General features: G+C 36.2%; 20 protein-coding genes and 3 tRNA genes. 4 read left to right on the top strand and 19 right to left on the bottom strand.

The window, feature by feature from the left end:
- Positions 1-7 precede the first annotated feature (7 nt).
- From uxuA to CYTFE_RS0106700, 3 genes are read right to left on the bottom strand one after another with little or no spacing between them, the layout of a single operon-like run.
- Entirely contained in the window at positions 8-1210 is a 1203-nt protein-coding gene (gene uxuA, locus CYTFE_RS0106710; protein ID WP_027471189.1) for a mannonate dehydratase, read from the bottom strand.
- Positions 1211-1227: 17 nt separating this feature from the next.
- A complete protein-coding gene (locus tag CYTFE_RS0106705; RefSeq protein WP_027471188.1) occupies positions 1228-2034 on the bottom strand; it encodes an SDR family oxidoreductase in 807 nt (268 codons plus the stop codon).
- Between the two features lie 47 nt (positions 2035-2081).
- A complete protein-coding gene (locus CYTFE_RS0106700; RefSeq protein WP_027471187.1) occupies positions 2082-2714 on the bottom strand; it encodes an NUDIX hydrolase in 633 nt (210 codons plus the stop codon).
- 209 nt (positions 2715-2923) lie between these two features.
- Between CYTFE_RS0106700 and CYTFE_RS0106695 the strand changes: the two genes are divergently transcribed.
- On the top strand, positions 2924-4060 hold the full coding sequence (locus CYTFE_RS0106695; protein WP_027471186.1) for an FMN-binding protein: 1137 nt from the start codon (positions 2924-2926) through the stop codon (positions 4058-4060).
- Positions 4061-4209: 149 nt separating this feature from the next.
- Positions 4210-5118, top strand: a complete 909-nt coding sequence (locus CYTFE_RS0106690; protein WP_027471185.1) for a hypothetical protein — start codon at positions 4210-4212, stop codon at positions 5116-5118.
- Between the two features lie 237 nt (positions 5119-5355).
- Here the strand turns inward: CYTFE_RS0106690 and CYTFE_RS0106685 are convergent, their stop codons facing one another.
- The 9 genes from CYTFE_RS0106685 to aroQ all read right to left on the bottom strand — a co-directional run bounded on the left by CYTFE_RS0106685 (position 5356) and on the right by aroQ (position 14876).
- Positions 5356-6762 (bottom strand): efflux transporter outer membrane subunit, encoded by a 1407-nt coding sequence (locus CYTFE_RS0106685; RefSeq protein ID WP_027471184.1) that lies wholly within the window; start codon positions 6760-6762, stop codon positions 5356-5358.
- Between the two features lie 10 nt (positions 6763-6772).
- Positions 6773-9925: an efflux RND transporter permease subunit gene (locus tag CYTFE_RS0106680; protein ID WP_027471183.1), complete on the bottom strand. Its 3153-nt coding sequence runs from the start codon at positions 9923-9925 to the stop codon at positions 6773-6775.
- 25 nt (positions 9926-9950) lie between these two features.
- Positions 9951-11123 (bottom strand): efflux RND transporter periplasmic adaptor subunit, encoded by a 1173-nt coding sequence (locus CYTFE_RS25335; protein WP_044213463.1) that lies wholly within the window; start codon positions 11121-11123, stop codon positions 9951-9953.
- A gap of 73 nt (positions 11124-11196) precedes the next feature.
- Positions 11197-11703 (bottom strand): GbsR/MarR family transcriptional regulator, encoded by a 507-nt coding sequence (locus CYTFE_RS0106670; RefSeq protein WP_027471182.1) that lies wholly within the window; start codon positions 11701-11703, stop codon positions 11197-11199.
- 220 nt (positions 11704-11923) lie between these two features.
- A tRNA-Asp gene (locus CYTFE_RS0106660) sits at positions 11924-11997 on the bottom strand.
- A gap of 33 nt (positions 11998-12030) precedes the next feature.
- A tRNA-Asp gene (locus CYTFE_RS0106655) sits at positions 12031-12104 on the bottom strand.
- 79 nt (positions 12105-12183) lie between these two features.
- Positions 12184-12257 (bottom strand) — tRNA-Asp (locus CYTFE_RS0106650).
- Positions 12258-12967: 710 nt separating this feature from the next.
- Complete coding sequence (gene pyk / locus CYTFE_RS0106645; RefSeq protein ID WP_027471181.1) at positions 12968-14407, bottom strand: pyruvate kinase; 1440 nt, start codon at positions 14405-14407, stop codon at positions 12968-12970.
- A 43-nt stretch (positions 14408-14450) separates the two neighbouring features.
- The gene (gene aroQ, locus CYTFE_RS0106640; RefSeq protein WP_200871361.1) at positions 14451-14876 is read right to left on the bottom strand and encodes a type II 3-dehydroquinate dehydratase; all 426 of its coding nucleotides are present in this window, start codon (positions 14874-14876) and stop codon (positions 14451-14453) included.
- A 739-nt stretch (positions 14877-15615) separates the two neighbouring features.
- On the opposite strand from aroQ, the gene xerD reads away from it, so the two are divergent.
- Complete coding sequence (gene xerD, locus CYTFE_RS0106630) at positions 15616-16515, top strand: site-specific tyrosine recombinase XerD (RefSeq protein WP_027471178.1); 900 nt, start codon at positions 15616-15618, stop codon at positions 16513-16515.
- 51 nt (positions 16516-16566) lie between these two features.
- Here xerD and CYTFE_RS0106625 read toward each other — a convergent pair whose 3' ends face one another.
- From CYTFE_RS0106625 to CYTFE_RS0106615, 3 genes are read right to left on the bottom strand one after another with little or no spacing between them, the layout of a single operon-like run.
- Positions 16567-17103 carry an RsmD family RNA methyltransferase gene (locus CYTFE_RS0106625; protein ID WP_027471177.1) on the bottom strand — a complete coding sequence of 179 codons (537 nt, stop codon included), beginning with the start codon at positions 17101-17103 and terminating at the stop codon, positions 16567-16569.
- Positions 17094-17954: a DUF3822 family protein gene (locus tag CYTFE_RS0106620; RefSeq protein WP_044262628.1), complete on the bottom strand. Its 861-nt coding sequence runs from the start codon at positions 17952-17954 to the stop codon at positions 17094-17096. Before CYTFE_RS0106620 ends, CYTFE_RS0106625 begins: the two co-directional genes overlap by 10 nt.
- 10 nt (positions 17955-17964) lie before the next feature.
- Entirely contained in the window at positions 17965-18594 is a 630-nt protein-coding gene (locus tag CYTFE_RS0106615; protein WP_027471175.1) for a hypothetical protein, read from the bottom strand.
- 88 nt (positions 18595-18682) lie between these two features.
- Between CYTFE_RS0106615 and CYTFE_RS0106610 the strand changes: the two genes are divergently transcribed.
- Positions 18683-20104 (top strand): ATP-dependent DNA helicase, encoded by a 1422-nt coding sequence (locus CYTFE_RS0106610; RefSeq protein ID WP_027471174.1) that lies wholly within the window; start codon positions 18683-18685, stop codon positions 20102-20104.
- 249 nt (positions 20105-20353) lie between these two features.
- On the opposite strand, the gene CYTFE_RS0106605 is transcribed toward CYTFE_RS0106610, so the two are convergent.
- Genes CYTFE_RS0106605 through rfbA form a run of 4 tightly spaced genes read right to left on the bottom strand, consistent with a single transcriptional unit; the run spans position 20354 to position 24488 of the window.
- Positions 20354-22105: a phospho-sugar mutase gene (locus tag CYTFE_RS0106605; RefSeq protein WP_027471173.1), complete on the bottom strand. Its 1752-nt coding sequence runs from the start codon at positions 22103-22105 to the stop codon at positions 20354-20356.
- 13 nt (positions 22106-22118) lie between these two features.
- Complete coding sequence (gene rfbD / locus CYTFE_RS0106600) at positions 22119-22997, bottom strand: dTDP-4-dehydrorhamnose reductase (protein WP_027471172.1); 879 nt, start codon at positions 22995-22997, stop codon at positions 22119-22121.
- Between the two features lie 11 nt (positions 22998-23008).
- On the bottom strand, positions 23009-23557 hold the full coding sequence (rfbC, locus tag CYTFE_RS0106595; protein WP_027471171.1) for a dTDP-4-dehydrorhamnose 3,5-epimerase: 549 nt from the start codon (positions 23555-23557) through the stop codon (positions 23009-23011).
- Positions 23558-23615: 58 nt separating this feature from the next.
- Positions 23616-24488: a glucose-1-phosphate thymidylyltransferase RfbA gene (gene rfbA, locus CYTFE_RS0106590; RefSeq protein ID WP_027471170.1), complete on the bottom strand. Its 873-nt coding sequence runs from the start codon at positions 24486-24488 to the stop codon at positions 23616-23618.
- Between the last annotated feature and the right edge of the window lie 29 nt (positions 24489-24517).

The following is a 24517-nucleotide window of genomic DNA, read 5'->3' as shown; positions in this document are numbered from 1 at the left end:
GTGAGTTTTAAATATAAGCTTCTAGTCCTGTCATTAATCCATCTATTTCAGCCAATCCTTTTAAACGTCCGATCAATGGGTATCCGGGGTTGTAATGGTGATTGTAATCATCTAAAATTTTTATTCCATGATCGGGTCGCACTGGCATCTTGTGGTCTGAACGTCCTTGTGCAATTCTTTTTTTCTGTTCTTTGAGTAATGCTGTTACTATGTGAACCATATTTTGGCTACCCAGCAAATGACCTGACTCATAAAAACTTCCATCTGCTTGTAACTGCGTATTGCGTAAATGAATAAAATGAATACGGTTGGCCGTGTGATCAATGATTTTTAATAAGTCATTTTCTTTGCGTGCAGATAATGAACCTGCACAAAAAGTGATACCATTATTAGGTGATTTGTTGGCCTTAAAGAGCCATTCGTAATCTTCTAGTTGTCCAATGATTCTCGGAAGACCGAGTACCGGAAATGGTGGATCGTCAGGATGAATAGCCAGACGAACCCCTGCTTTTTCAGCAATTGGAATGATGTCATCCAGAAATGCTTTTAGGTGTTGGCGCATTTCATCTTTTCCGAAGTTCTTGTAATTATCAATATATGCTAGAAACAAATTTTTATAATCAGGGATGCTACCATCAATAACTCCATCAATAAATCCTTGGGTAACAACAATAATATTGTGAGCTAGTATTTCAGCATCTTCCTCACTCATTTGTTCATATAGTACTCTTGCTTTTTCAACAATGATGCCTGGATAATCAGCTTGTGCATTGGGTCTTTTAAGTATGAACACATCAAATGCTACAAATGTTGGAAAATCAAAATACATTGATTCTCCTCCGTTCAAAAGTTTGTAATGCAGGTCTGTTCTTGCCCAGTCTAGTACTGGCATAAAATTATAACAAATGGTGTCTATACCGCATGCTCCCAAGTTACTAACCGATTCCTGATAATTTTTAATAAGGCGGGATCTATCCTCAGAACATATTTTAATACCTTCACTAACAGGTAGGCTTTCTACCACGCTCCATCTCATCCCGTGCGCTTCAATTGCATTTTTCACTTTTAAGATTTCTTCCATGGGCCAAACTGCCCCATTGGGAATATGATGTAGTGCTGTAATCACACCTTCAACACCCATTTGTTGAAGCATATCCAATGTGATATTGTCTTGCTCACCAAACCACCTCCATGTTTTTTCTAAAGCCATTTCTAAAGTTCTAATTGTTAAATACCACTATAAGAACTGAAACCTCCATCTACTGGTAAAATTACCCCCGTAATAAAAGTAGCTGCGTCAGAACATAAAAATTGAACTGCTCCATTGAGCTCTTTAATATCCCCAAATCGTTTCATAGGTGTACGTGCCAATACTTTTTTGCTTCGTTCTGTGTAAGAGCCATCTTCATTGATTAATACTTTCCTGTTTTGATCACCAATAAAAAAACCTGGAGCAATTGCATTGACACGTATTTTTTCACTAAACTTGGTTGCCATCTCCATAGCCATCCATTGTGTGAAAATATTGATGGCTGTTTTGGCGGTGGAATATCCTGGAACCCTGGTTATGGCAGAATAGGTAGCCATCGAAGAAATAGTAATAATACTTCCTTCTCCTTGTTGGGCCATTATCTCACCAAATGCAAGACAAGGGTAAACGGTACCATTCATGTTTAAATCGTTGACTTTATTAAAGTCTTCAATTTTCATGTCAAATATGGTTTGTTCCTCTGTTAAAGTAGCTCCTGGTAGGTTACCGCCGGCAGCATTTACAAGAATGTCCACTCGTCCCCAATGTGCTAATATTTTTTGACTGGTTCGTTTTAAGTCATCTATGTCTAGAACGCTAGATACAAACCCAATAGCCGCTCCGCCCTTTTGTGTAAGCTCTGCAACCCGCTTATTAACATTTTCTTCGCGGATGTCAAGGATGGCTACCTTAACTCCAGCTTCTATTAGACTATTGGCGATGCTACCGCCTAAAACTCCGCCGCCGCCTGTTACAACGGCTACTTTATCTTCGATTTTAAACATAATTACTTTGCGTTATATGTACGTTATTTATTTTGAGTAAATTTTTTTTAGGTTCTAAATTTGTATAAATAGGCTGGACGTTGTTGTCCGCCTTTCGTTTTTTCATCTAGCTTTTCTACGAGACCTTGACTAATTACTTTTTTCCTTAAATTCCTATTGTCTATGCTTGTTTGTAATATGGACTGGTATAAATCCTGCATTTGATTAAGTGGAAATTTATTGGGTAATAGATTCTTAAGAATTGGTTTTTGCCATATTTCTTCTTTTAGCCAATTTAATGACATCTGTATCATCTTATTGTGATCAAATGGCAAAGGGTGTAAATTCGTGATATTAAACCATCCTACTTCTTTAGCATGAGAACCTGCGATTAATTCTAATATTTCAGGTTTAACTAAAGCACAATATAAAATAGATACTACCCGATGTGATGGGTAACGATTTAACTCGTCAAATATGCCTACCTGCGATAAATAAACATCATGTATGCCTGTTAGCTCATTTAAAACGCGTCTGGCTGCAATATGAATTTTTTCATCCATATAAACATAGGAACCGGGTAATGACCATAGATTTAAACCTGGTTCTTTGTCTCTTTTAATCAATAGAATTTTTAACGCTCCATCTTCAAAGCCTAATATAGAACAGTCTACTGAAATATTATTGATTTTATTGTGCATTGAATATCTTAGCTTTATTTTACGTACAAAGTACGTAAAATATTATTATATAATCAATAGTAATTGTTATTCAGTGTATGTGTGTATATTTTATATATCTCTCATTGTGATAGGGATTATTATATTGGAAAAAATATAAATTTGCGTCGAATATTTTACCTGAGATAAGGAGGTGGATTTATAATTATATACAAAATGTTTTTAATGAGATGAAGGCAAGAAATTTACGTGATATTAGATATGCGGTGGGACGTTTGGTGTTAATGGTTCTTTTATTATTGCCAGCTGTAGCTTGGCGAGGTCAACTGCTTGGAATCAAAACTGATGGTACAGCATCGGAATTTTCAGAAATGAGATTATCGGTGTCTGATTGTAGCGAATATTTTAATAGTGTATCTGAGGTAAGGATGGTCAATAAACAGCAATTTCAGTTATTGAATGATAGGGGAGAGGGGATCGGTTATGCGTTGGCCTACAGAGGAGAGAAGGGATATGGAGGTCGGGTTCCTCTATATATTTTAACAAATGATCTAGGGGTGATTAATGGAATTATTTTGGGAAAGAATTACGAAAGTAAGGAATATTTGCGTGATGTGATCAATAGTGGATTACTAAATGATTGGAATGGTTTAAGGGTTGAAGATGCCATACAGAGAGACGTGGATGTTCATTCCGGGGCAACGATTACCAGTCAGGCTATTATATCAGGAGTACAAAGTGCACTGTCAGGAACAGCAATTAGAGTCCATGAGAAAATGGTAACCATAGAAAATATTGTTTCTTTTATTTTACTGCTTTTTCTTTCTTTTGCCTATTTCTATCCCAAAAAAATGATGAAATATCGTGCTGTTCTCCAGGTGTTTTCAGTGCTTGTTTTCGGATTTTGGTTAACCCAATTTTTATCACTGGCTCAAATAATGAGTTGGTTGTCTTTAGGCATAGCCTTGAGATTTCATTTGATAATTGGAATTATATTTGTTTGCAGTATTTTGCTGCCTGTTTTTTTTGGAAAGTCCTTTTATTGTGTCTGGGTGTGTCCATTTGGTGCAGCACAGGAACTTTGTGGAAAGATGAAACAAAAAAAGTTAGATATATCGGCTAAAATTTATAGATGGTTAAACTTTTTTAGGGAGTTTTTTTTCTGGACTATCCTCACTTTCTTATGGCTAGGATTTTTCTTTGATGTTAGTTATGTTGAACCATTTTCAGCATTTTCTATTCATCAGGCTAGTTATTTTACCTTAGGTTTGGCAGGTTTTTTTCTTGTAGTTTCCTTGTTTGTTCCCAAGGCATGGTGTCGTTTCTTTTGTCCTACAGGATATATATTACAATGGATTAGGAAGTAATATATCTTAGCCATATAGCCTTGTGACAGATATAATATTTTACCGTAAGCAGGGTATCAAAGTGTAATTGTATTGTGAAAGATTGTTTTATAATACATGAAGTGAAAAATATTTAGTTAAATAAGAAATAATCTCGTTAATTTTATATCATGAAAGCAAAAATTCTTAACTACATCTTGGCAACAGTTCTACTGATATTGGTTATAAAAATGGTGTACAAAGAAAAACCTGTTCATCAAATTGTAGTGAAGCAGGAGAAAGGAACTCAGAATGCAGATGATAAACAAACCTTTCAAGTAGAGACCACGCATCAGGCTTGGGTGTGGTTAACTGTTGCCGAAGGAAAAAGATTAATTGCCAAAGGCTTAAAAGAGTATCCTCCTATTAAGGAACGCTTGAAAAATGGTTATATATTGATCACCAAAGGAACAACAAATACTTATGTTGCTGAGGAGTTTCTGAATGATAGCATTATGAATGGTGATTTTGTGCTAGGCAGAATATTGCCTGCCGGACGAAATGTAAAGTTAAAACGTGGACAAAAACGTAAAGAAATAGTTTTTAAAAATGGTGCTGTTTTGGATACAGCCTACCAAGATATTTTGAATGATATGAAGGAAGGTGATATTGTGATGAAAGGAGCCAATATCATCAATTATAAAAAAAATCAAGCTGGCATCTTAATTGGTCATCCAACTGCAGGTACAACAGGAGTATTGGCTCCCATGGTAAAAGAACGTAAACTGCGTTTAATTATTCCGGTTGGATTGGAAAAAGAATCGAGTCAAGATATTGATATGTTAAGTCAATTCACCAAAATACCGCATGATGGCGTCGAGAAAAAAATGCCTTACATATGGAGTATTAAAGGTGAGCTATTTACGGAACTGGAAGCTATTCAGCAATTTGCTAATGTGCAAACAATGCATATTGCATCTGGAGGGATAGGTGGTGCAGAAGGGGCTGTGACCATCTGTATACGAGGAAGTAAAGAGGAGGTTGAGAAAGCATTGGCTGTGGTAAAGTCGGTTCAGGGTGAGCCTTCTTTTGTTCGATAAATTATTAATTTAATAAATAACGAGTTGTTAAAAAATGACTGATGGCTTTGGTCAGGAGGCATACTATCTCTGGTTAAATCAGAATCATATATTAGAAAATTGTAACAGTTTTTCCAATGCATTTTTCGGTTTAAAACCATCAGTCACTTATTAGGTATCTGTCTTTGGGAGATTATCATCTCCCAAAGGCATTTCTTTCCTGTTCAGCTAAATGAACCTTTGTTTACAAATTCTATTTTACTTCCAACCACCTCCCAATGCCAGATATAATTCAACAATTGCATTTAGTTGTTGAAATTTTGAATCAATGGTGCTAATCTCAGACGAAAGAGCATTGCTTCTGGCTGTTAGTACTTCCAAATAGGTGGTGTTTTGGTAGCCATTGTTGAGTAATTCTTCAGAATAGGATACGGCTTGGGTCAATGCCTGTAGTTCTTGCTTCTGAATTTCATATTTCTCTCTTTCTGTCTGGTAGCTATATAAGGCATCTGATACTTCTTTGCTGGCTCGGAGTACTGTATTTTTAAAATTATAACGTGCCTCGGCTTGCTGAGCCTTTGCTACTTCATACCTTGTTCGGATACTACGCTTGTTAAAAAGTGGTTGACTGATATTGGCAATTACATTACTAAATATAGATGTGCTATTAAACCAATTATCAAAAATGATACTTTCTAATCCGCCATTGGCACTTATGCTTAAACTAGGGTAGAAGTTACTTTTGGCCACATTGGTTAGTTCAAAGGCGTTCATCAAACCATATTCGGCAAACATAACATCAGGTCGGTTTCTCAGTAACTGACTGGGGAAACCGGTTTTTAATTCCGCCATAACCTTTTGGTCTTCAAGTTTTCCACGAACAATAGATCCCGAATGTTGGCCTAACAATAGAGAGATTGTATTCTCCAGTAGTTTTACATTCTTTTCCAGATTTAGCAGAAGAATTTGTGTACTATATAATTGAGCTTCTGTTTGTTTTACGGCAGCCTCGGTAACTTGACCTGCATTTTTTAGGCTTGTCATAGTTGCCAGGCCTTCAGTTCTATTGGAGACTGTTTTTTTGACCACCTCTACCTGTGCATCTAGAGCGATAAGTTGAAAGTAAGCAGACGTTAAATGAGCCACTAAAGCACTTTTTACCGCTCTTTGTGAAGCTTCACTTTGTAAGTATTTTGCCTGACTGGCTCTTTTACTGCTTCTTATTTTACCCCATATATCAGCTTCCCACGATATGGAGCCAGTGAGCTGATAGTTTTCGTAATTGAGCCCGTTGCCTCCGGATGCAACTCCAGTGGCACTGTTCTCCGATAGTTGATAGCTTCCACCGTTGACTCCTAATTGAAGACTGGGTAAGTAAGCCATTTTTCCTTGCTTATAATATGCTTCGGCTGCATTTACACGCTCTATAGCCATCAGGTAATCCAAGTTATTATCTAAGGCTTTATGAATTAAGTCTTGTAGATAGCTATCTGTAAATAATTGTTCCCATGGCATACTAGCTAAAGTGGTTGAATCATTGGTTGAAACATCACGATATTTATCGGCTATTTCAATCTGCGATTCCTGATATTTCTTTGCCACAAAGCAAGATTGAAGTCCGATTGCCAACACAATCAGACTAATAATGATATATTTATTTTTCATTTTTCTCTTCTTATTCTACAGTTTCCAATTCGTCATCATCAAGTTCAGGTGCTCGAGTGAATTTTTCCTGGATAGATTGAAAAATCACGAAAAACACAGGTATTACAAAAACACCAAACACGGTACCTATTAACATTCCCCCAACGGCACCTGTTCCAATTGAACGGTTACCAACGGCACCAGCTCCGTTAGCCAGCATCAGTGGAATAAGGCCCAAGATAAAGGCAAAAGAAGTCATTAATATGGGACGAAGACGAGCCTTGGCACCTGCCGCAGCAGCCTGAAGTAAGTCCATCCCATTTCGACGGCGTTGTAATGCAAATTCAACAATCAGAATGGCATTTTTGGCCAATAAACCGATAAGCATAATGAGGGCTACCTGAAAGTAAATATTATTTTCTAAGCCGATAATATTCACAAAAAATATAGCACCAAAAATCCCGATGGGGAGTGATAAAAGAATAGCAAATGGTAAGATGTAACTTTCGTATTGAGCTGCGAGTAAGAAATATACAAAAAGCAAACTCAGTAGAAATACTACCACAGCCTGACTTCCTGATTTTTGTTCCTCACGTGTCATTCCTGCAAATTCATATCCATAGCTAGCAGGCAAGGTTTCGGCTGCTACTTCCTGAATGGCTTTAATGGCATCACCAGTGCTGTATCCAGGGTTAACATTTCCATTGATTGTAGCAGCATTAAATAAATTAAAACGCTTTACCACATCTGGGCCGTTTATCTTTTTCATGCTAACGAATTGACTTACAGATACCAACTCATTGTGCGCATTGCGAACAAATACATTGTTCATTGATTCAATAGTTTCTCTATCTTCTGGTGCCGCTTGAATCATAACACGGTATTGTTTACCAAAACGGTTGAAATCAGCTGCATACCAACTACCATAATAACCCTGAAGGGTTGAAAATAGATGACTAACCGAAATGCCTGCCTCCTTTACTTTTTCAACATTTACTTCCATTTGGTATTGTGGAAATCCTGTGTTAAAGGAGGTAATGGCATATTTTATTTCCGGACGTTTATTGAGGGCACCAAGAAATAAATTGCTTTTTTCCATCAGATCGTTGAATTCACCGTTCGACTTGTCCTGTAAGCGCATTTCGAAACCATCGGAGTTACCAAAGCCGCGAACCGTAGGGCGAGAAAAGAACATAATACGCGCATCGTTGATACCTGCAGTCTTTTGAAATAACTGCCCTATTACTGCTTGCGCCTGTTGGTGATCTTCTTTTCGTTCATTCCAATGTTTTAGTTTGATAACACCAAGAGCTTTTGAACCACCACTGGAATTACTTAGTAAGCTAAATCCAACAATAAACATTCTTTCTTGCACCACATCCATATCTTCTACTATGGCACTTACTTTATCAGCTACTTCTTTGGTTCTGTCCAAAGTACTTCCTGGAGGAAGGGTGATGTCACAAAAAACAACGCCTTGATCTTCATTAGGAATAAATCCTGTTGGTGTTGACTGAAAGAGCCAGGCCGTTAGTAAACAGAATATAGCAAGAATAGCACCTGCCATCCATTTCTTACGAATCAGAAATCTTACAGAACCAGTATACCGATTGGTAACAGTATCAAAGCTGGTATTAAAGGCAGTGAAAAAACGACTTGTTAATCCTTTTTTATGTGCTTCGCTTGGTTTATGAGGTTTTAACAGTAAGGCGCTTAAGGCAGGACTCAAGGTTAATGCATTAACAGCGGAAATTAAAATAGCTATGGCAAGTGTAATAGCAAATTGTTGATAGAAGGCTCCTGTTGGTCCTGTTAAGAATGATACAGGAATAAATACAGCAGACATAACCAGAGTAATAGAAATGATAGCTCCTGAGATTTCACTCATGGCCGATATGATTGCCTTCTTAGAACTCTTTGCTCCATCATCAAGTTTGGCATGAACCGCCTCTACGACTACAATGGCATCATCCACCACAATACCAATGGCCAGAACTAAGGCAAATAGGGTTAACATGTTTACCGAAAATCCGAAAAGATTCAAGAAAAAGAAAGTACCAACAATGGAAACAGGAACAGCAATGGCTGGAATTAATGTAGACCTGAAGTCTTGGAGAAACAAGAAAACAACCAGGAATACCAGTAGAAAAGCTTCCAGTAAAGTGGTGATTACCTTACTAATTGAAGCTTCTAAGAAATCGTTGGTATTTAATGGGATAACATAATCCATTCCCTTGGGAAAATCTTTTTTAGCTTCCTCCAGTGTTTTTTCTATTTCTTTTATAATTTCTTGGGCATTAGAACCTGATGTCTGATAAATCCCAATGGCTGTAGATGGGTGACCGTTGGTGTTATTTTCGGTGGCATAGCTGAAGGCACCCAGTTCAATTTTTGCGACATCCTTCAATCTAAGGTAATCACTGTTTCCTTCGGAACGTAAAATGATATTTTCATATTCCACTTCTGTAGATAATTTTCCTTTGTAGCGAATAACATATTCAAACGATTGGGATGAGTTTTCTCCGAATTTCCCAGGAGAAGCCTCTAGGTTTTGTTCGTTCAATGCAACCACTACATCTTGGGGGGTTAGTCCATAAGCAGCCATCTTTTCTGGCTTTAACCAAATACGCATGGAGTAATCGCGTGCACCAAATACACGTGAATCACCCACTCCATTAATTCTTTTGATTTGTGGAATAAGGTTAATATGAGCGTAATTTTCAACAAATGTTGCGTCGTAATCTTCATTTTCCGAGAATAGGGATAGGAACATTAATACGCTATTTTGAACTTTTTGTGTGGTTACACCTGATTGAATTACCTGTTGTGGTAACTTACTGGTAACTGTTGCTACTTTATTCTGAACATTTACGGCTGCAATATCAGCATTGGTACCTAACTTAAAATAGATGCTGATGGTAGCAGAGCCATCGTTACTTGATGACGATTCCATGTAGGTCATGTTTTCAACACCATTGACCGCTTCTTCAATGGGAACAACTACACTTTTTAATAGCGTTTCTGCATTTGCTCCCGGGTAACGTGCGCTTATTTGCACCGTTGGAGGGGCAATCTCAGGAAACTGCTCTCTGGGTAAGGTGGATAGCCCAATTACTCCTAAAATTAAGATGAGTATGGATATTACAGTCGATAATACCGGCCGTTCAATAAATCTTTTTAACATGTCTTATTTCTTAATTGTGCTGAAATTATTTTTGAGAAAGTACGTTTTCACCCGCAGCCGATTGTGTGCCTTGCGCAACCATATCGTCAATAGGTTGAATCAACATTCCATCACGTAGCTTTATTAGGCCGTCTACCACAAAAGTCTCCCCTTCGTTTAAACCAGCTTTTACAATAAAATTATCTTTAAGCGCATCGCTAATGGATACTTCTTTTGCATGTACTTTATTCTCTTCGTTTACCAGATATACAAATTTCTTTCCTTGTAATTCATAAGTTGCCTTTTGAGGAATTAAAATTACTTCGTGTTGGGTAGATGGTAGTTTTACTTTACCACTAATTCCACTTCTTAATAGATAAGAGGGATTGGGAAATATGGCGCGGTAACGAATACTTCCTGTTCGTGGATTGACCATTCCGTTGATTGTCTCAATTTTTCCTTTGTGCTCGTATGTGGAACCGTCGGCAAGAATTAATTCTATTTCAGGTAATTGCTTAATTTTTTCAGCAATACTACTTCCGTTTAATTGACGATTAAACTGGAGTAATTGCTTTTCATTTAATGTAAAGTAAGCATATACATTGCTAATGTTCGATACGGTTGTGAGAGGCTGCGCTTCGCTACGACCTACTAAACTTCCTACCCGATAAGGAATACTTCCAACAATGCCATCTACCGGACTCTTGATGATGGTATATGCCAAATTTTCTTTGGCATTTAAATAACTGGCTTCAGCTGCCTTTAACTGCGCTTCTGCTGCGTTTAAGTTGCTTTCTGCAGTTTTCAATTGAATGGGACTGATAATGTTCTTCTGTACAAGCGGTTTTATTTTATCTACTTCTACTTGTGCTGCTTCTACTTGTGCCTTGATCACATTAACATTTGCCCTGGCGGCATTCACCTGTTGATTTAGCGTTTCGGCACTTAGTTTAAAAAGGAGTTGTCCTTTGCTGACTTGACTGCCTTCATCGATGTAAATTTTATCAACAAAACCATCTACTTTAGCGCGTATCTCAATATTTTGCTGCCCTTCAATATTGGCAGCATATTCACGGTGCACTGTTACGCTATTTTTTACTGCCGTATTCACAGGAAAAGATACCGGGCCCTGAGCCGATTTCTGATTTGAATCAGTGCTGCATGATGCAAGATTCAATAAGAGCAATGCAAAAACTGGTATTACAAAATTTGTTCTCATTATTATATTTTTTTTATTGTTTGCATAGTAATTGTGTATCTAACCCTATTGTTGATTTTTTTTCAAAAATGTGCTATTTAATATTGCGAAAACAGGTGTTCTCAACTAGGTGGATTAACTGTTCTAAATGATCGATGGTTTTGTCAATAAAGTCAAGGTAAGGCGTGTCTTGAACATTTTCATATACTCTTCTTTTGTGTACTTCATTGGATAAGACTCTGTATGCATTAACTTCTATTAATAGTTTTTGCTCCATGCGATACATTTTTAGGCTTTCTTTAATTCTGGAAAGAAAACCAGAGGATGATAGGGTAAAATATTTTTTCCGGTCGTTAGGTTTTGTATGGTAAGAAATCATCTCGGTGTCCCTTAAGTTTTTAAGGTTAGTAGAAATGGTGCTTTTGCTGGCTCCTAGAAAAACAACCAACTCATCAAAGGTGACGCCATTTTTTTTCTCAATTAACAAAACGGCATATATGCGTGCTGCTATTGGCGTTAAGTTTGCTTGTTTTTCCAAAAATAAACCGTATTCCTCTACTAATATTTTTTTTTGTTTCTCTATTTCCTGGATGCTTTTCATGTTTTACCATTTTAATCTGCGCAAAGATACGATTGGTTCGGTTGGTTCCGAACTAAAGAGTGTTAAAAAACTGGAAAATCTTCGAAAGTGACCTGTTTAATGGTTGAGTGTGAATTAGATTTTAAAAATAGAGAGGGGAAGGAGATATAAAAGGTAACTTTAATACGCAACAAAAATCTATAAAACAAAGAAAGGGAAGTATAAATACTTCCCTTTCTTGCGGTCTGGACGGGACTCGAACCCGCGACCTCCGGCGTGACAGGCCGGCATTCTAACCAGCTGAACTACCAGACCAGTAATTCATAATTTAATTGTTTTTTAACTAAGCGGTCTGGACGGGACTCGAACCCGCGACCTCCGGCGTGACAGGCCGGCATTCTAACCAGCTGAACTACCAGACCAGTTAAAAACAATTGTCAATACATTTAATTTTCGAGTAAATAACAATGAACTTTTTTCCTTGTTATTGCTTTCATTTAGCGGTCTGGACGGGACTCGAACCCGCGACCTCCGGCGTGACAGGCCGGCATTCTAACCAGCTGAACTACCAGACCAAATTGTATCATTTTTTCTGAAAGCGATGCAAAGATAGAGCTTCTTTTCCTTTATGCAATAGCTGAGGCGATTTTTTATGTAAATATTTTAAATTTAAGAATGCTGTATCCCAATAGTAGATTGCTTACCAGAAGGTTAAGGTGGGGGAGGATAATGTGATTTTTTTTTGGTTTTTTTTAGCTGCAGGTGTGTGATAAAAAAAATCATTCAATTTTAAGAAAAAAAATATTTCATTTCATAAAAGTATCTTCTTGACAGATGATAAAAAATACGAATATTTAGGGGCCTCCAAAAGAATAAGGAAGTCATTTAGCTGATGAGTTCAGTGTTTTTTGTTAAATGTTTTGTGGTGGATGCTCTTCTTTTTTTGACTTTAACGCGTCCTGCCCTTAAAACAAATTGGAATTGTATCAAAATATAGCCATTTAGCACTTCGTTTGAGATATCTATTACAAATACTGTATTCGTGTAAATGGAGTCTTATTTTGTTTGTTTTGATGCTTGCTGGGGAATTTTAACACCAATGATGTATTCGAACTTCGTAATAGATTTTCTAAAGCACATTTTCCGGGTTTAGTAATGGGCGAATGACTTCTATTATATTGGAGATGAAAATAGTATGCTTGTTATGACTGCGTTTAGGATGCAAAGAGCAAAAAAAAGGCTGCCCAGAAAGGACAGCCTCAAATATTCAATAACGAAAGGTAAATTATTTACCCATAATTTCTGTTGTTCTTTTCAAAAGATCTTCTACAGTAATAATTTCAAGGAAAGAAGTACCTCCACCAATACCAAAGCTACTACCTAGGTAAGCAACTTGATCTTGATCAGAAAGAATTTCTTTTCTTTTGAGCTTATTAAGTGTTTTGATCATAATTTCTTCTTTAGATCCACCTTGCTCCATTACACGAGGGAAAATACCATAAGAAAGATTAAGCTCTCTGGCAGTTCTTTTGTTGTAACATAAACCGTAAATAGGTGTTCTTCCTCGGAATGCAGCTAAATAACGAGCAGTTCTACCAGTAAAACTGTCGGTGATGATTGCCTTAATGTTCAAGTCATCAGAAGCTTTTACTGCAGTATCGGCCAAGTAAGTAGTTTTGCTTTTGGCAACGTTAGGTACTGGAATATCATTACGATTATCTTTTGCATCCTCAACTTCACGAGCAATTTCAGACATTGTTCTAACTGCTTCCACTCCATAGTTACCGTAAGCTGTTTCTCCACTTAGCATGATGGCATCAGTTCGGTAATAAATGGCATTGGCAACATCGGTAACCTCAGCTCTTGTAGGACGAGGATTTTTGATCATCGTGTGAAGCATTTGAGTAGCCACAATAACAGGCTTCTTGCGTTCAACACATTTTCTGATCAATTGACGTTGGATTCCAGGAATTTTTTCTTGTGCGATTTCAATACCCATATCACCACGGGCAATCATTACACCGTAAACACACTCAATGATTTCGTCGATATTATCAACTCCTTCTTGGTTTTCGATTTTAGCAATGATTTTAGCTGGACACTCTAAACGATCTAGTTCAGCCTGTACATCGGCAACGTCGGCAGCATTTCTAACGAAAGAGTGAGCGATGAAATCAACTTCTTGCTCTGCAGCATAACCGATAAATCGAATGTCTTTTTCTGTAAGTGAAGGTAAATTGATACGTACACCAGGAACATTTACACTTTTTTTACCGCCAATCTCACCATCATTCTCTACTCTACATACTAGATGGTCGTCGTTTTTCTCAATTACTTTAAGCGCTGTTTCTCCATCGTCAATTAAGATGTCTCCATCAACAGACATGTCTGCTACAAAACCTTCATAAGATACACAAATGCATTCTGCTGTAGATTTTGTGTCAGGAGAACCTTTTACCAATAAAGTATCGCCCTTAGCCACCAAAATTTTGTTTCCATCTTCGGTTGGTGTAGTACGAATCTCAGGACCTTTTGTATCTACTAAAGTAGCTACTTTGTCAGAAATAGAACGAACCGTTTTTACTACATTACAAAGACCTTCATAATCCATGTGTGCTGTGTTCAACCTCACAACATTAACGCCGCTTTTGATCAGCTTTCTTACGTATTCTTCGTCACACATCATGTCTGACACGGTAGCGACAATTTTTGTAAATTTTTTCATCAACTAAATATTTATTTCAAATTTTTACTGGGCAAAAAATATCTTAATTTTCATTTTTAATAAATGCTTCAATAGCCAATTTGTACGAGCTTAGACCAAAACCTGCAATTGTACCGATACAAACAGGCGATAAATAGGAGTGATGCCTAAATGATTCTCTCTTGTATATATTGGAAATGTGAACTTCAATAACCGGTGATGTTATGCCTGAGATAGCATCGGCTATTGCTACTGAAGTGTGCGTATAAGCACCTGCGTTAAAAACAATACCATCGAAACTAAAACCTACTTCCTGAATTTTATCCACCAAAGCTCCCTCGCTGTTGGACTGAAAATAGTATAGCTCAATGTGACTATATTCTTTTTTTAATTCAGTATAATAACTTTCAAATGTTTGATTCCCATAAATACTTACTTCCCTTTTGCCTAATAGGTTAAGGTTGGGGCCATTTAATATTAAAAGTTTCATTATTTAATTTCGATTGTAGTGTTTGTACTACTTATTCTATTAGTATTACTTTTAACAGGCCACAAATGTATTGAAAAGTTATTTGAAAATAAACTTAGATTTTGTATAAATCATCAAATTACAGGTTTTTATATTCATTCTAATCTGATTTGTATTTGATAATTTTTCAACTTAGAGGAGTATTGTCTACGTAAGTGGCATATATACAGTGATATGTATTTGTGATTAATGAATGAAAGCTATGATGGAACATTTAAAAACATTCACATTTTTTAACTTCTATAGAGTGTCAACTGTCATTACTGAATAAATGTGGACTTTATTTTTTATGGATTTTTGGTTTGCTTTTTGTTATAATTTTTTTTAATTAAAATTAGTTCGAGCCTTTTATTCATCGTTTTATTTTTCTGTATGTTTTTATAAAAATAAAAATTACAGAAAAACCATTCGTCAAAAAAAATCGTACAAAACTCATCAAATGATAAAATGAAAAATATTAAATATTTTTCCTGTTGTGAATAATATATTCTATATTGAACATGTGTTAAAGACATAAGTATCACTATTCTAGCAGTATGTCATTGTTTTTATATTCAAATCTTAAAATTAAGTTAATTATTAAATGCCTATTTAGGGCTTAGTTGGATTTACATAAAAAACTGATATTTTATTTGACTTGGTGGGTTTATATTTTTATATTTACTTAATAAAGCATTTAAATTAATTTAATTTTACAAGTATGATTTGGGAATCAGAAATTGAAGACTTCAGGGGGTATCTGAAAGTTGAAAAAGGTTTATCGGATAATTCGATACATGCCTATGTAACAGACCTTACAAAGTTGGTTCAGTTTTTAACTGATAAGGGGTATAAAGTAGGTCCGGAGGAAGTTACGCTGGCAAACTTAAAGGAAATGATGGAATGGGTGACGGAGAAAGGCATTAGCCCTCGAACGCAAGCCAGGATCATAAGTGGGATTAAATCTTTTTATAAATTTTTACTAATAGAAGAAAAGATTGATCGTGATCCAACAGCTTTGTTAGAGTCGCCAAAAATTGGAAGAAAATTACCGGAGATATTATCCGTGGAAGAGATTGACAGTATTATTAATGCTATTGACACGAAGAAGCCAGAAGGCCAAAGAAATAAAGCTATACTAGAAACTTTATATAGCTGTGGTCTACGTGTTTCTGAGCTAATCGAACTAAAAATTTCAAACCTATTCTTTGAATCTGGGTTTATTAAAATTGAAGGCAAAGGCAATAAGGAGCGTTTGGTTCCTATTAGCACCAAAGCTATCAAAGAAATTAATCTTTACTTGAGTGAATATCGTCGCAACCTTAAGATTCATGTGGATAGTGAAGATATTTTATTTTTGAACCGCCGAGGTAAAAAACTGTCTAGAGTAATGATTTTTACAATAATTAAAAACCTGGTGGCTAAGTTAGGATTTGAAAAGAATGTTAGTCCTCATACCTTCAGGCATTCATTTGCAACCCATCTTATTGATGGCGGTGCAAATTTACGCGCTGTTCAGGAGATGTTAGGCCATGAGTCTATAATCACAACTGAAATATATACGCATCTAGATAAAGAGTATCTGAAAAATACGATGATTCAGTTTCATCCTAGATCGTAATGAATCAATAATTAATATAAGAAGAGGAGTCTTGCAACCGCTCCTCTTTTTTTATGGTCTAAAAAAAGTAAAAATAACCTTTCCATTTTCTCTGTTCTCTATAAAGTTTGGATGACTCTCAAAAGAAACCAATCCTGAGTGTTCAAATATAAATATCCCACCTTCATTTAATAAATGATATTCCAAAATTAAATCGGGTAGTTTTTCTGCTCCTGCTAAATCGTATGGAGGATCTGCAAAAATAAGATCGAACTTCTCTGGCGTTTTTTCTACATATTTAAACGCATCTCCTCTGATTACTTTTACGCTGGATTCGAGATCTAGCTCAGAAACAGTTTTTTTTATATAACGAAAATGGCTGTATCTTTGCTCAACGCAGGTTACCTCATTACTTCCTCTGGAAGCAAACTCATAACTAATACTTCCTGTTCCACCAAATAAATCAAGCACCTTAATGGCTGTAAAATCAATCTTATTGTTCAAGACATTAAATAGGTTTTCTTTGGCAAAATCAGTGGTTGGTCTTGCGTTGAAACTTTTGGGAGGAGAAAATCGCCTCCCTTTTAAAGAACCGCTTACTATACGCATAAAGGAGTGTTAAATAAATTAAGGTAATTTTGTAGTGGCAGGTTTTTAAAAATACCCGAAAATTTAAAATGTTTGGTACTTGTTTCAATTTCAACCTGCTTGATGTATTTCTTAAGTATAATATAAATCTCGTTGCTTTTTTCAATATTACCTGTTAAAAATACTTTAGTGTGCCTGGTATCAAGTTTCATTTGGTCGAAAACAAATAAGACAAAATATAAAAATTCTTTATGATCGCGGTATTTAAACGCATTATGCAATTTTAAATTATTGCTTGAGGTTACGATGATATCGAAATAAGAGCTGGACGGTTGAACATGAATATGTACGTGGTTGTGACTCATGTCAATGGAAGTACTGAATAGAGCGGTCTCAATAAAAGGTGTTGCCTGACAAAAATATTTTACGTTCTTGTAGTATTTATCTATAATTTGAGTTAATGACTGGGGTACTTTAAAAGAACAAATAGAGTCTGCCATTTTAATTTTATTGGAAAAATATACTTCTTTTTCCTTGTCTATTCCTTCTGAAAAACAAAAATTTAAATAATCCGCATTTTTGTCGGAGCTATAAAGAGCTTGTGGAATAAGTGTGTAGTTTTGTGTATTGTATACCACAAAAACCTTTTGATAGGGGTAAACCAATAGCTCTCTGCTTGCTAGTTCAGCTTCAAGTACATCAAAAATTTGTTCGTTGAATTTTATGGGACGGTGCTCAAATTGAATATACTCGTTACTTACAGGGTCAAGTACACAAAAAGAAAATCCATCCAACTGAAGTTGGATGGATAAAAAATACGATGTGGTAATATTTCTATCGAAACTTGTGTCGATAACAGATATCTTATTCATACCAGAGGTATTATTCCCAGTTTCCGGCGTTATTGTTTGTTTCGGTTAAAGAACCAACTTTTAACCCAGGGTATCTTTCAAGCTTTAATGTTTTATCGCTTAAGTTGTCGATTTCTTGTTGCTCCAGACCATTCAAATAAACATTGTTATGAACCTTAGCTTCGAAAACCTTTACTTTTACACCAGAACCTGTTTCAACAACTCCGGCTCCCATGGCAAATTCCTCTTTGTTGGTAAAAGGGATATAGCGTAAAGAGTCAATTGGGTATTGCTTGCCAAATAAAGAATCAAGAACGCTAACTAAAATAGTATCTCGTTTGATCATACCAACTTTAAGCGCTTTTTCTTCTGTCCATCCAGCTTCAATTAAACTGTCTGAAAGACTACCTTCTTTTTTTACCAGTTTTAAAGAATCGTGCTTAACAAAATCGATTAATGTATCAAAACTCCCCGTAAATCTATCATTGATGGATTTGTACGCTATTTGAGCAGTTCTAATGTCTTTAAGATTATTGATCACTGCCTTACTGCGTAATTTATGCTCTTTGATAAATCTGATAGGCCTCTGGATACTATCCACACATAAATATGCCAATGCAATAATTGCAAGAACAAGTACAATTTGAATGACTGTTTTCATTATTTACAGATTTTTGTATTAGTTTGAATGCACAAATTTAAAAAAAAAATCAAATTTTGAATTTCCATTCGCTTATTTTATAAAAATAATGATAAATAAACATCTAATAGAGGTCATCAAACAGAGATTTAAGCATGTTCCGACTCCTTCGCAAGCGTCGACCATTGAAAAATTCGCCGATTTTTTAACGAGCGATCAGAATATGCCTATTCTTTTGATAAAGGGTTATGCCGGTACGGGTAAAACATCTTTGGTCAGTTCCTTCGTGGAAGCATTGTCCGAAATGAATTTTAAAATGGTTTTAATGGCTCCCACTGGTCGTGCAGCAAAAGTATTTTCTGCTTATGCCCATCATTCTGCTCATACAGTGCATAAAATTATTTACCGGCAAAAATCGGCCAATGATGGCTTCGGTTCCTTTGGCTTAAATAAAAATATGAAGCCTGAAACGATATTTTTCGTTGACGAAGCTTCTATGATTTCTGGTTATTCTGGTGAATATTCCGGGTTTGGAACAGGAAATTTGTTAGAGGATATGCTCAGTTTTGTGTTTGAAGGAACTAAGTGTAGGCTGGTTCTTATTGGCGATGCTGCCCAGTTACCTCCTGTGGGAAATTCAGAAAGTCCAGCTTTGGATAAAAATACCTTGGAGTCGTATTCTGCTAGTGTCGTTGAATGTTTCTTGTCTGATGTGGTGAGGCAGTCTGAAAATAGTGGTATTTTAATGTGTGCTTCTGATTTGCGATATGATATCGAATCTGGTGATACTTACAATGAATTACCTAAGCTAAATATTGAAGGTTTTACAGATGTAAAAAAATTATCGGGAGAGGAGCTTATTGAAGCCATTAATCATTCGTACGATACGGTGGGAATGGATGAAACCTTAATAGTGAATCGCTCGAATAAAAGAACCAATTTGTACAATAAAGGGATTCGAAGTAGTGTCTTGTACAAGGAGGAAGAACTAACGGCAGGGGATATGATTCTAGTGGTGAAAAATAATTATCACTGGTTAAAGGATAGTAAGGAGGTGGATTTTATTGCCAACGGAGATATTGCTGAGATTGTTCGTATAAGGGGATATGAAGAGCTTTATGGGCATAGGTTTGTGAATTGTGTAATTCGTTTAATCGATTATAAAGAACTAGAGGTGGATGTGAAATTGATGCTGGATGCACTTAGCCTTGATACACCAGGATTAACGCAAAAAGAACAGGAACAGTTTTTTTATGAGGTAATGGAGGATTATGCTGATCTGACACCCAAAAGAAAACAGTATGAAGCGGTTAAAAGTAATGATTATTATAATGCTTTGCAGGTGAAGTTTGCCTATGCTATGACTTGCCATAAAGCACAAGGGGGACAGTGGAAAACAGTATTTGTTGATCCTGGTTTTGTCCCGGATGAAAATGTGAACCGTGATTATTACCGTTGGTTATATACTGCCTTTACAAGGTGTACAGAAAATCTTTACTTAGTTAATTTTAAAGATGACTATTTTGAATAGTGGAGGCGATGAATGGGATGAAGAACCGTAGGAATACGGTTCTTACACAGGTAGTTAAATAAATATGGCTCGTTTTATGTGACTTTAATAATAAACACATGAAGCTGGCGTGGAGAAAGCAAATAAGTAGGTACACCGATGAATGATTGGAATTTGCATCGCTTAGTGACTCTTCGCTAATTTTTAAACATAAAAAAAGAGGCTAACCCAATGGAAAGCCTCTTTTTTTATACAGGTACAATGCTTTTGTTAGAGGATATTTAAATCCTTGGCAATGGTATCTATTTTTTGTTCTGCTGTTGCATCCGCCGAGTAATACTCGTCGCGATTGCTCATAATGCCACGTACTTCAAAGTAGAATTTGATCTTTGGTTCAGTACCAGAAGGACGAACGCTTACCTTAGAGCCATCTTCTGTGAAGAATTGAAGTACATTTGAGGTGGTTGGTAGGTCGATAGCACTGTCTGTGCCATCTATCTTATTAAAGGCCTTTAAAACTGCATAATCTTTAATAATGGATACTTTTGACCCAGCCAAGCTAAGCGGTGGATTCTCTCGCATATCTTTCATGATTTGCTGAATCTCATCTGCACCAGATTTACCTTTGCGAACGATATAGATCATTTTCTCCTTTGAAAAGCCATATTCTAGGTAGATATTTTGTAAAAGTTCAAACAAACTTACACCTTCGTCTTTGGCCCAGGCTGCGATTTCAGCAAACATGGCACATGAAGCAACGGCATCCTTGTCTCTTACGTAATCGCCAGGTAGAAATCCATAGCTTTCTTCTCCACCACAGATATATTTTTTTTCACCTTCAAAGCTTTTTATTTTATCGGCAATCCATTTGAATCCGGTATATACATCAAAATATTCAATGTTATTTTTTACGGCTATTTCTTTAAGTAGCTCACTGGTAACAATTGTTTTAACAATAAACTCCTTACCTGTCAGTAGGTTGTTCTCTTTCCATCGTTTAACCATATACCAGGTTAATAACAAGGCAGTTTGATTGCCATTGAGTAAAATGAACTCTCCTTTTTCATTTTTGCAGGCAATACCTAAACGGTCTGCATCAGGATCCGAAGCCATTACTAAATCAGCATCTATTTCAGTTGCTTTATCCACAGCCATTTTAAGCGCAGCAGGTTCTTCAGGATTTGGAGAAACAACTGTTGGAAAATCTCCGCTAACAACATCTTGCTCCGGAATATTGATGATATTTGTGAATCCGTACATCTTTAAAGCGGCCGGAATCAGCTTAACACCTGTTCCATGTATTGGAGTGTAAATTATTTTTAAATCTTTGTTTCTCTCAATGGCTCCTGTGTCAAGCGAAATAGATTTTACTTTTTCTAGGTACTTTTTGTCCATATCGGCACCTAAAACTTCTATTAAACTGTCGTTTCCCTGAAATTTTATTTCATCAACAGACTTAATTTTTTTTACCTCGTCAATAACATTGGTATCATGTGGTGCTATCATTTGTCCACCGTCGTTCCAATATGCTTTGTAACCATTGTACTCCTTTGGGTTATGTGATGCTGTGATGATAATTCCACTCTGACAACCCAATTCTCGGATAACAAAAGAAACTTCAGGAGTAGGTCTTAAGTCATCAAAAAGAAGGGCTTTAATGCCATTTGATGATAGTATTTTAGCCGAAATTTCTGCAAATTCCCTGCTGTTATTTCTGCAATCGTGACCAATACAAACCTTTATTTCATCCAAATCACTGAACTGTTGATTTAAATAGTTTGCTAGACCTTGGGTAGCAGCTCCCACAGTGTAAATATTCATTCGGTTTGAACCCGGTCCCATAATACCTCTGAGTCCTCCGGTACCGAACTCCAAATCCTTATAAAACGAATCGATTAACTCAGATTTATCATCTGCATTTAAAAGTGCAGTAATTTGTTTTTTTGTTTCTGCATCGTAATTTCCAGAAAGCCATTGGTTCGCTTTTTCGGTGACCAATGCCAAAACGTCTTGGTTTTCCATCTTATTTATAGTTTTAATTTTCCGTTTTTATTGCTTTAAGGCATTTTTCAAGACTGAATCTCCAATAAGGAATTTGAATCTTGTAAGTGTTTTTTATTTTGTTTTTATTGAAGGCACTGTATAATGGTCTGGGGGCAGCAGTCGGGTATTCTTTTAACTCAATGGGTACTACATGGCAATCAATATTCATTAGCTGATGAATGTTAATGGCAAAATCATACCAGCTACAAATTCCCTCATTGCTATAATGATAAATACCTGGAATAAAATGTTTATTTCCTGATTCTATCTGAGATATGATCTCAAGTATGGTTGATGCCAGATCAACAGCATATGTGGGCGATCCAACTTGATCAGCCACCACACGAAGTTCACTTTTTTCTCTTCCCAAACGTATCATTGTTTTTACAAAATTATGGGCAAATTGCGAATAAAGCCATGATGTTCTGAATATCATCGATGCCGGATGATTTTCCATGAGATACTTTTCTCCTAATAATTTTGTTTGTCCATAATAGGATGCTGGCACAGCAAAAGACGCTTCGGTATATGGTTTAAAAGTATTGCCATCAAAAACATAATCGGTAGAAATATGAATAACCCTAAAGTTATTTTCAGTTGCAGCAATGGCAATGTTCTTAACGGCTTCTGCATTTAATTTCTTGGCTAATACCTTTTCATGCTCTGCTTTGTCAACAGCTGTATATGCTGCGCAATTTATGAGGTAATCAATGTTGGCTGCTCGTGTATATTCTTTTAGCTGTTCTGATTGACTAATATCTAATTCGTCAATGTCGGAGAAATGAATATTCAGATTTTTATATTTATTAACAAGGGAGAGAATACTTTGTCCAAGCTGACCATTTCCTCCGGTTACCAATATTTTAGTCATTGAATGGTGCGTTAAAAATTATATGCTGCGTCTTTAAATAAAGGATGATTTTGGTCCTTGTCTGAAACAATGGCATCGGATTCTGGGACACGCCAATCAATACCTAAAAAGGGGTCATTGAAACGAATGCCTCGCTCTGCGTCTTTGTTATATAAATTGTCGCATTTGTATGAAAATAAAACCTCTTGGCTTAAAACTGAAAAACCATGGGCAAAACCACGTGGAATCATTAATTGAAGCCCATTTTCTTCAGAAAGCTCTATGCTGAAACTTTTACCAAAGCTCGGGGATTCTTTTCTCAGGTCTACCACAACGTCTATTATTTTTCCTTTAATGGCTTGAACCATTTTTGCTTGAGAATAAGGAGCTAACTGATAATGTAATCCTCTAATTACCCCATATTGGGAGGATGAAAAATTATCTTGTACAAAATCATAGTTCATCCCCTTACTTAAAAATCTTTCTTTGTTATATGATTCCAAAAAGAAACCACGGGCATCATTAAATTTTTTAGGTTTGATGATTAATAAATCCTGAATCTCAGTTTGAATTACTTCCATTGTTATTATTTCGCTATTTTTGGATGTTAACACAATATTGTACTGCAAAATTAACAAACTATTTGGCAATACGTTTTAGGTAAGCACCATATTCATTTTTCTCAAGCGGTTTGGCCAAGTCGAGTAATTGCTTTTTATCGATATATCCCATGTTAAAGGCGATTTCTTCAATACAAGCCACCATTAAACCCTGACGGTGTTCTATTGTGGCAATAAAATTAGAGGCCTCTAGCATGCTATCATGGGTGCCTGTGTCTAACCAAGCCATACCACGGCCCATCAATTCAACCCTTAACCTGTTTTCTTCAAGATAGACCTTATTAAGGTCAGTAATCTCCAGTTCTCCCCTGGGAGATGGCTTTAGCTTTTTAGCTTTTTCAATTACCGTGTTGTCGTAAAAATACAGACCTGTAACTGCATAATGAGACTTAGGTTTTTGGGGCTTTTCTTCCAAACTCATCACATTCATATCGTTGTCGAACTCTACTACACCATAACGATCCGGATCGGTAACGTAGTATCCAAATACTGTGGCACCTTCATTTAATTGAACAGTTGTTTTTAATTTGTGTGGAAGTTCGAAACCATAAAAAATATTATCTCCCAATATTAAACAAACATGGTCTTCTCCAATAAATTCTTCACCAATAATAAAAGCTTGTGCCAACCCGTCCGGACTAGCTTGTTCTGCATAACTAAGACTTAGGCCAAGTTGACTTCCATCACCGAACAAATTTTTGTATAAAGGTAAATCATGCGGGGTGGATATGATCAATATTTCTTTTATCCCTGAAAGCATCAATACGGATAAAGGGTAATAAATCATCGGCTTGTTGTAAACCGGAATGATTTGTTTAGAAATACTTTGGGTGATAGGATATAGTCTTGTCCCAGATCCTCCTGCTAATATAATTCCTTTATAAATTGCCATGACTTATTTTTAGTTAAAGGTAGCGTTTA

Origin of the sequence: Saccharicrinis fermentans DSM 9555 = JCM 21142, from assembly GCF_000517085.1 — a bacterium.
Lineage (GTDB): Bacteria > Bacteroidota > Bacteroidia > Bacteroidales > Marinilabiliaceae > Saccharicrinis > Saccharicrinis fermentans.
The sequence above is the reverse complement of the archived record's forward strand: the minus strand, read 5'-3'. Positions and strand labels throughout refer to the sequence as shown.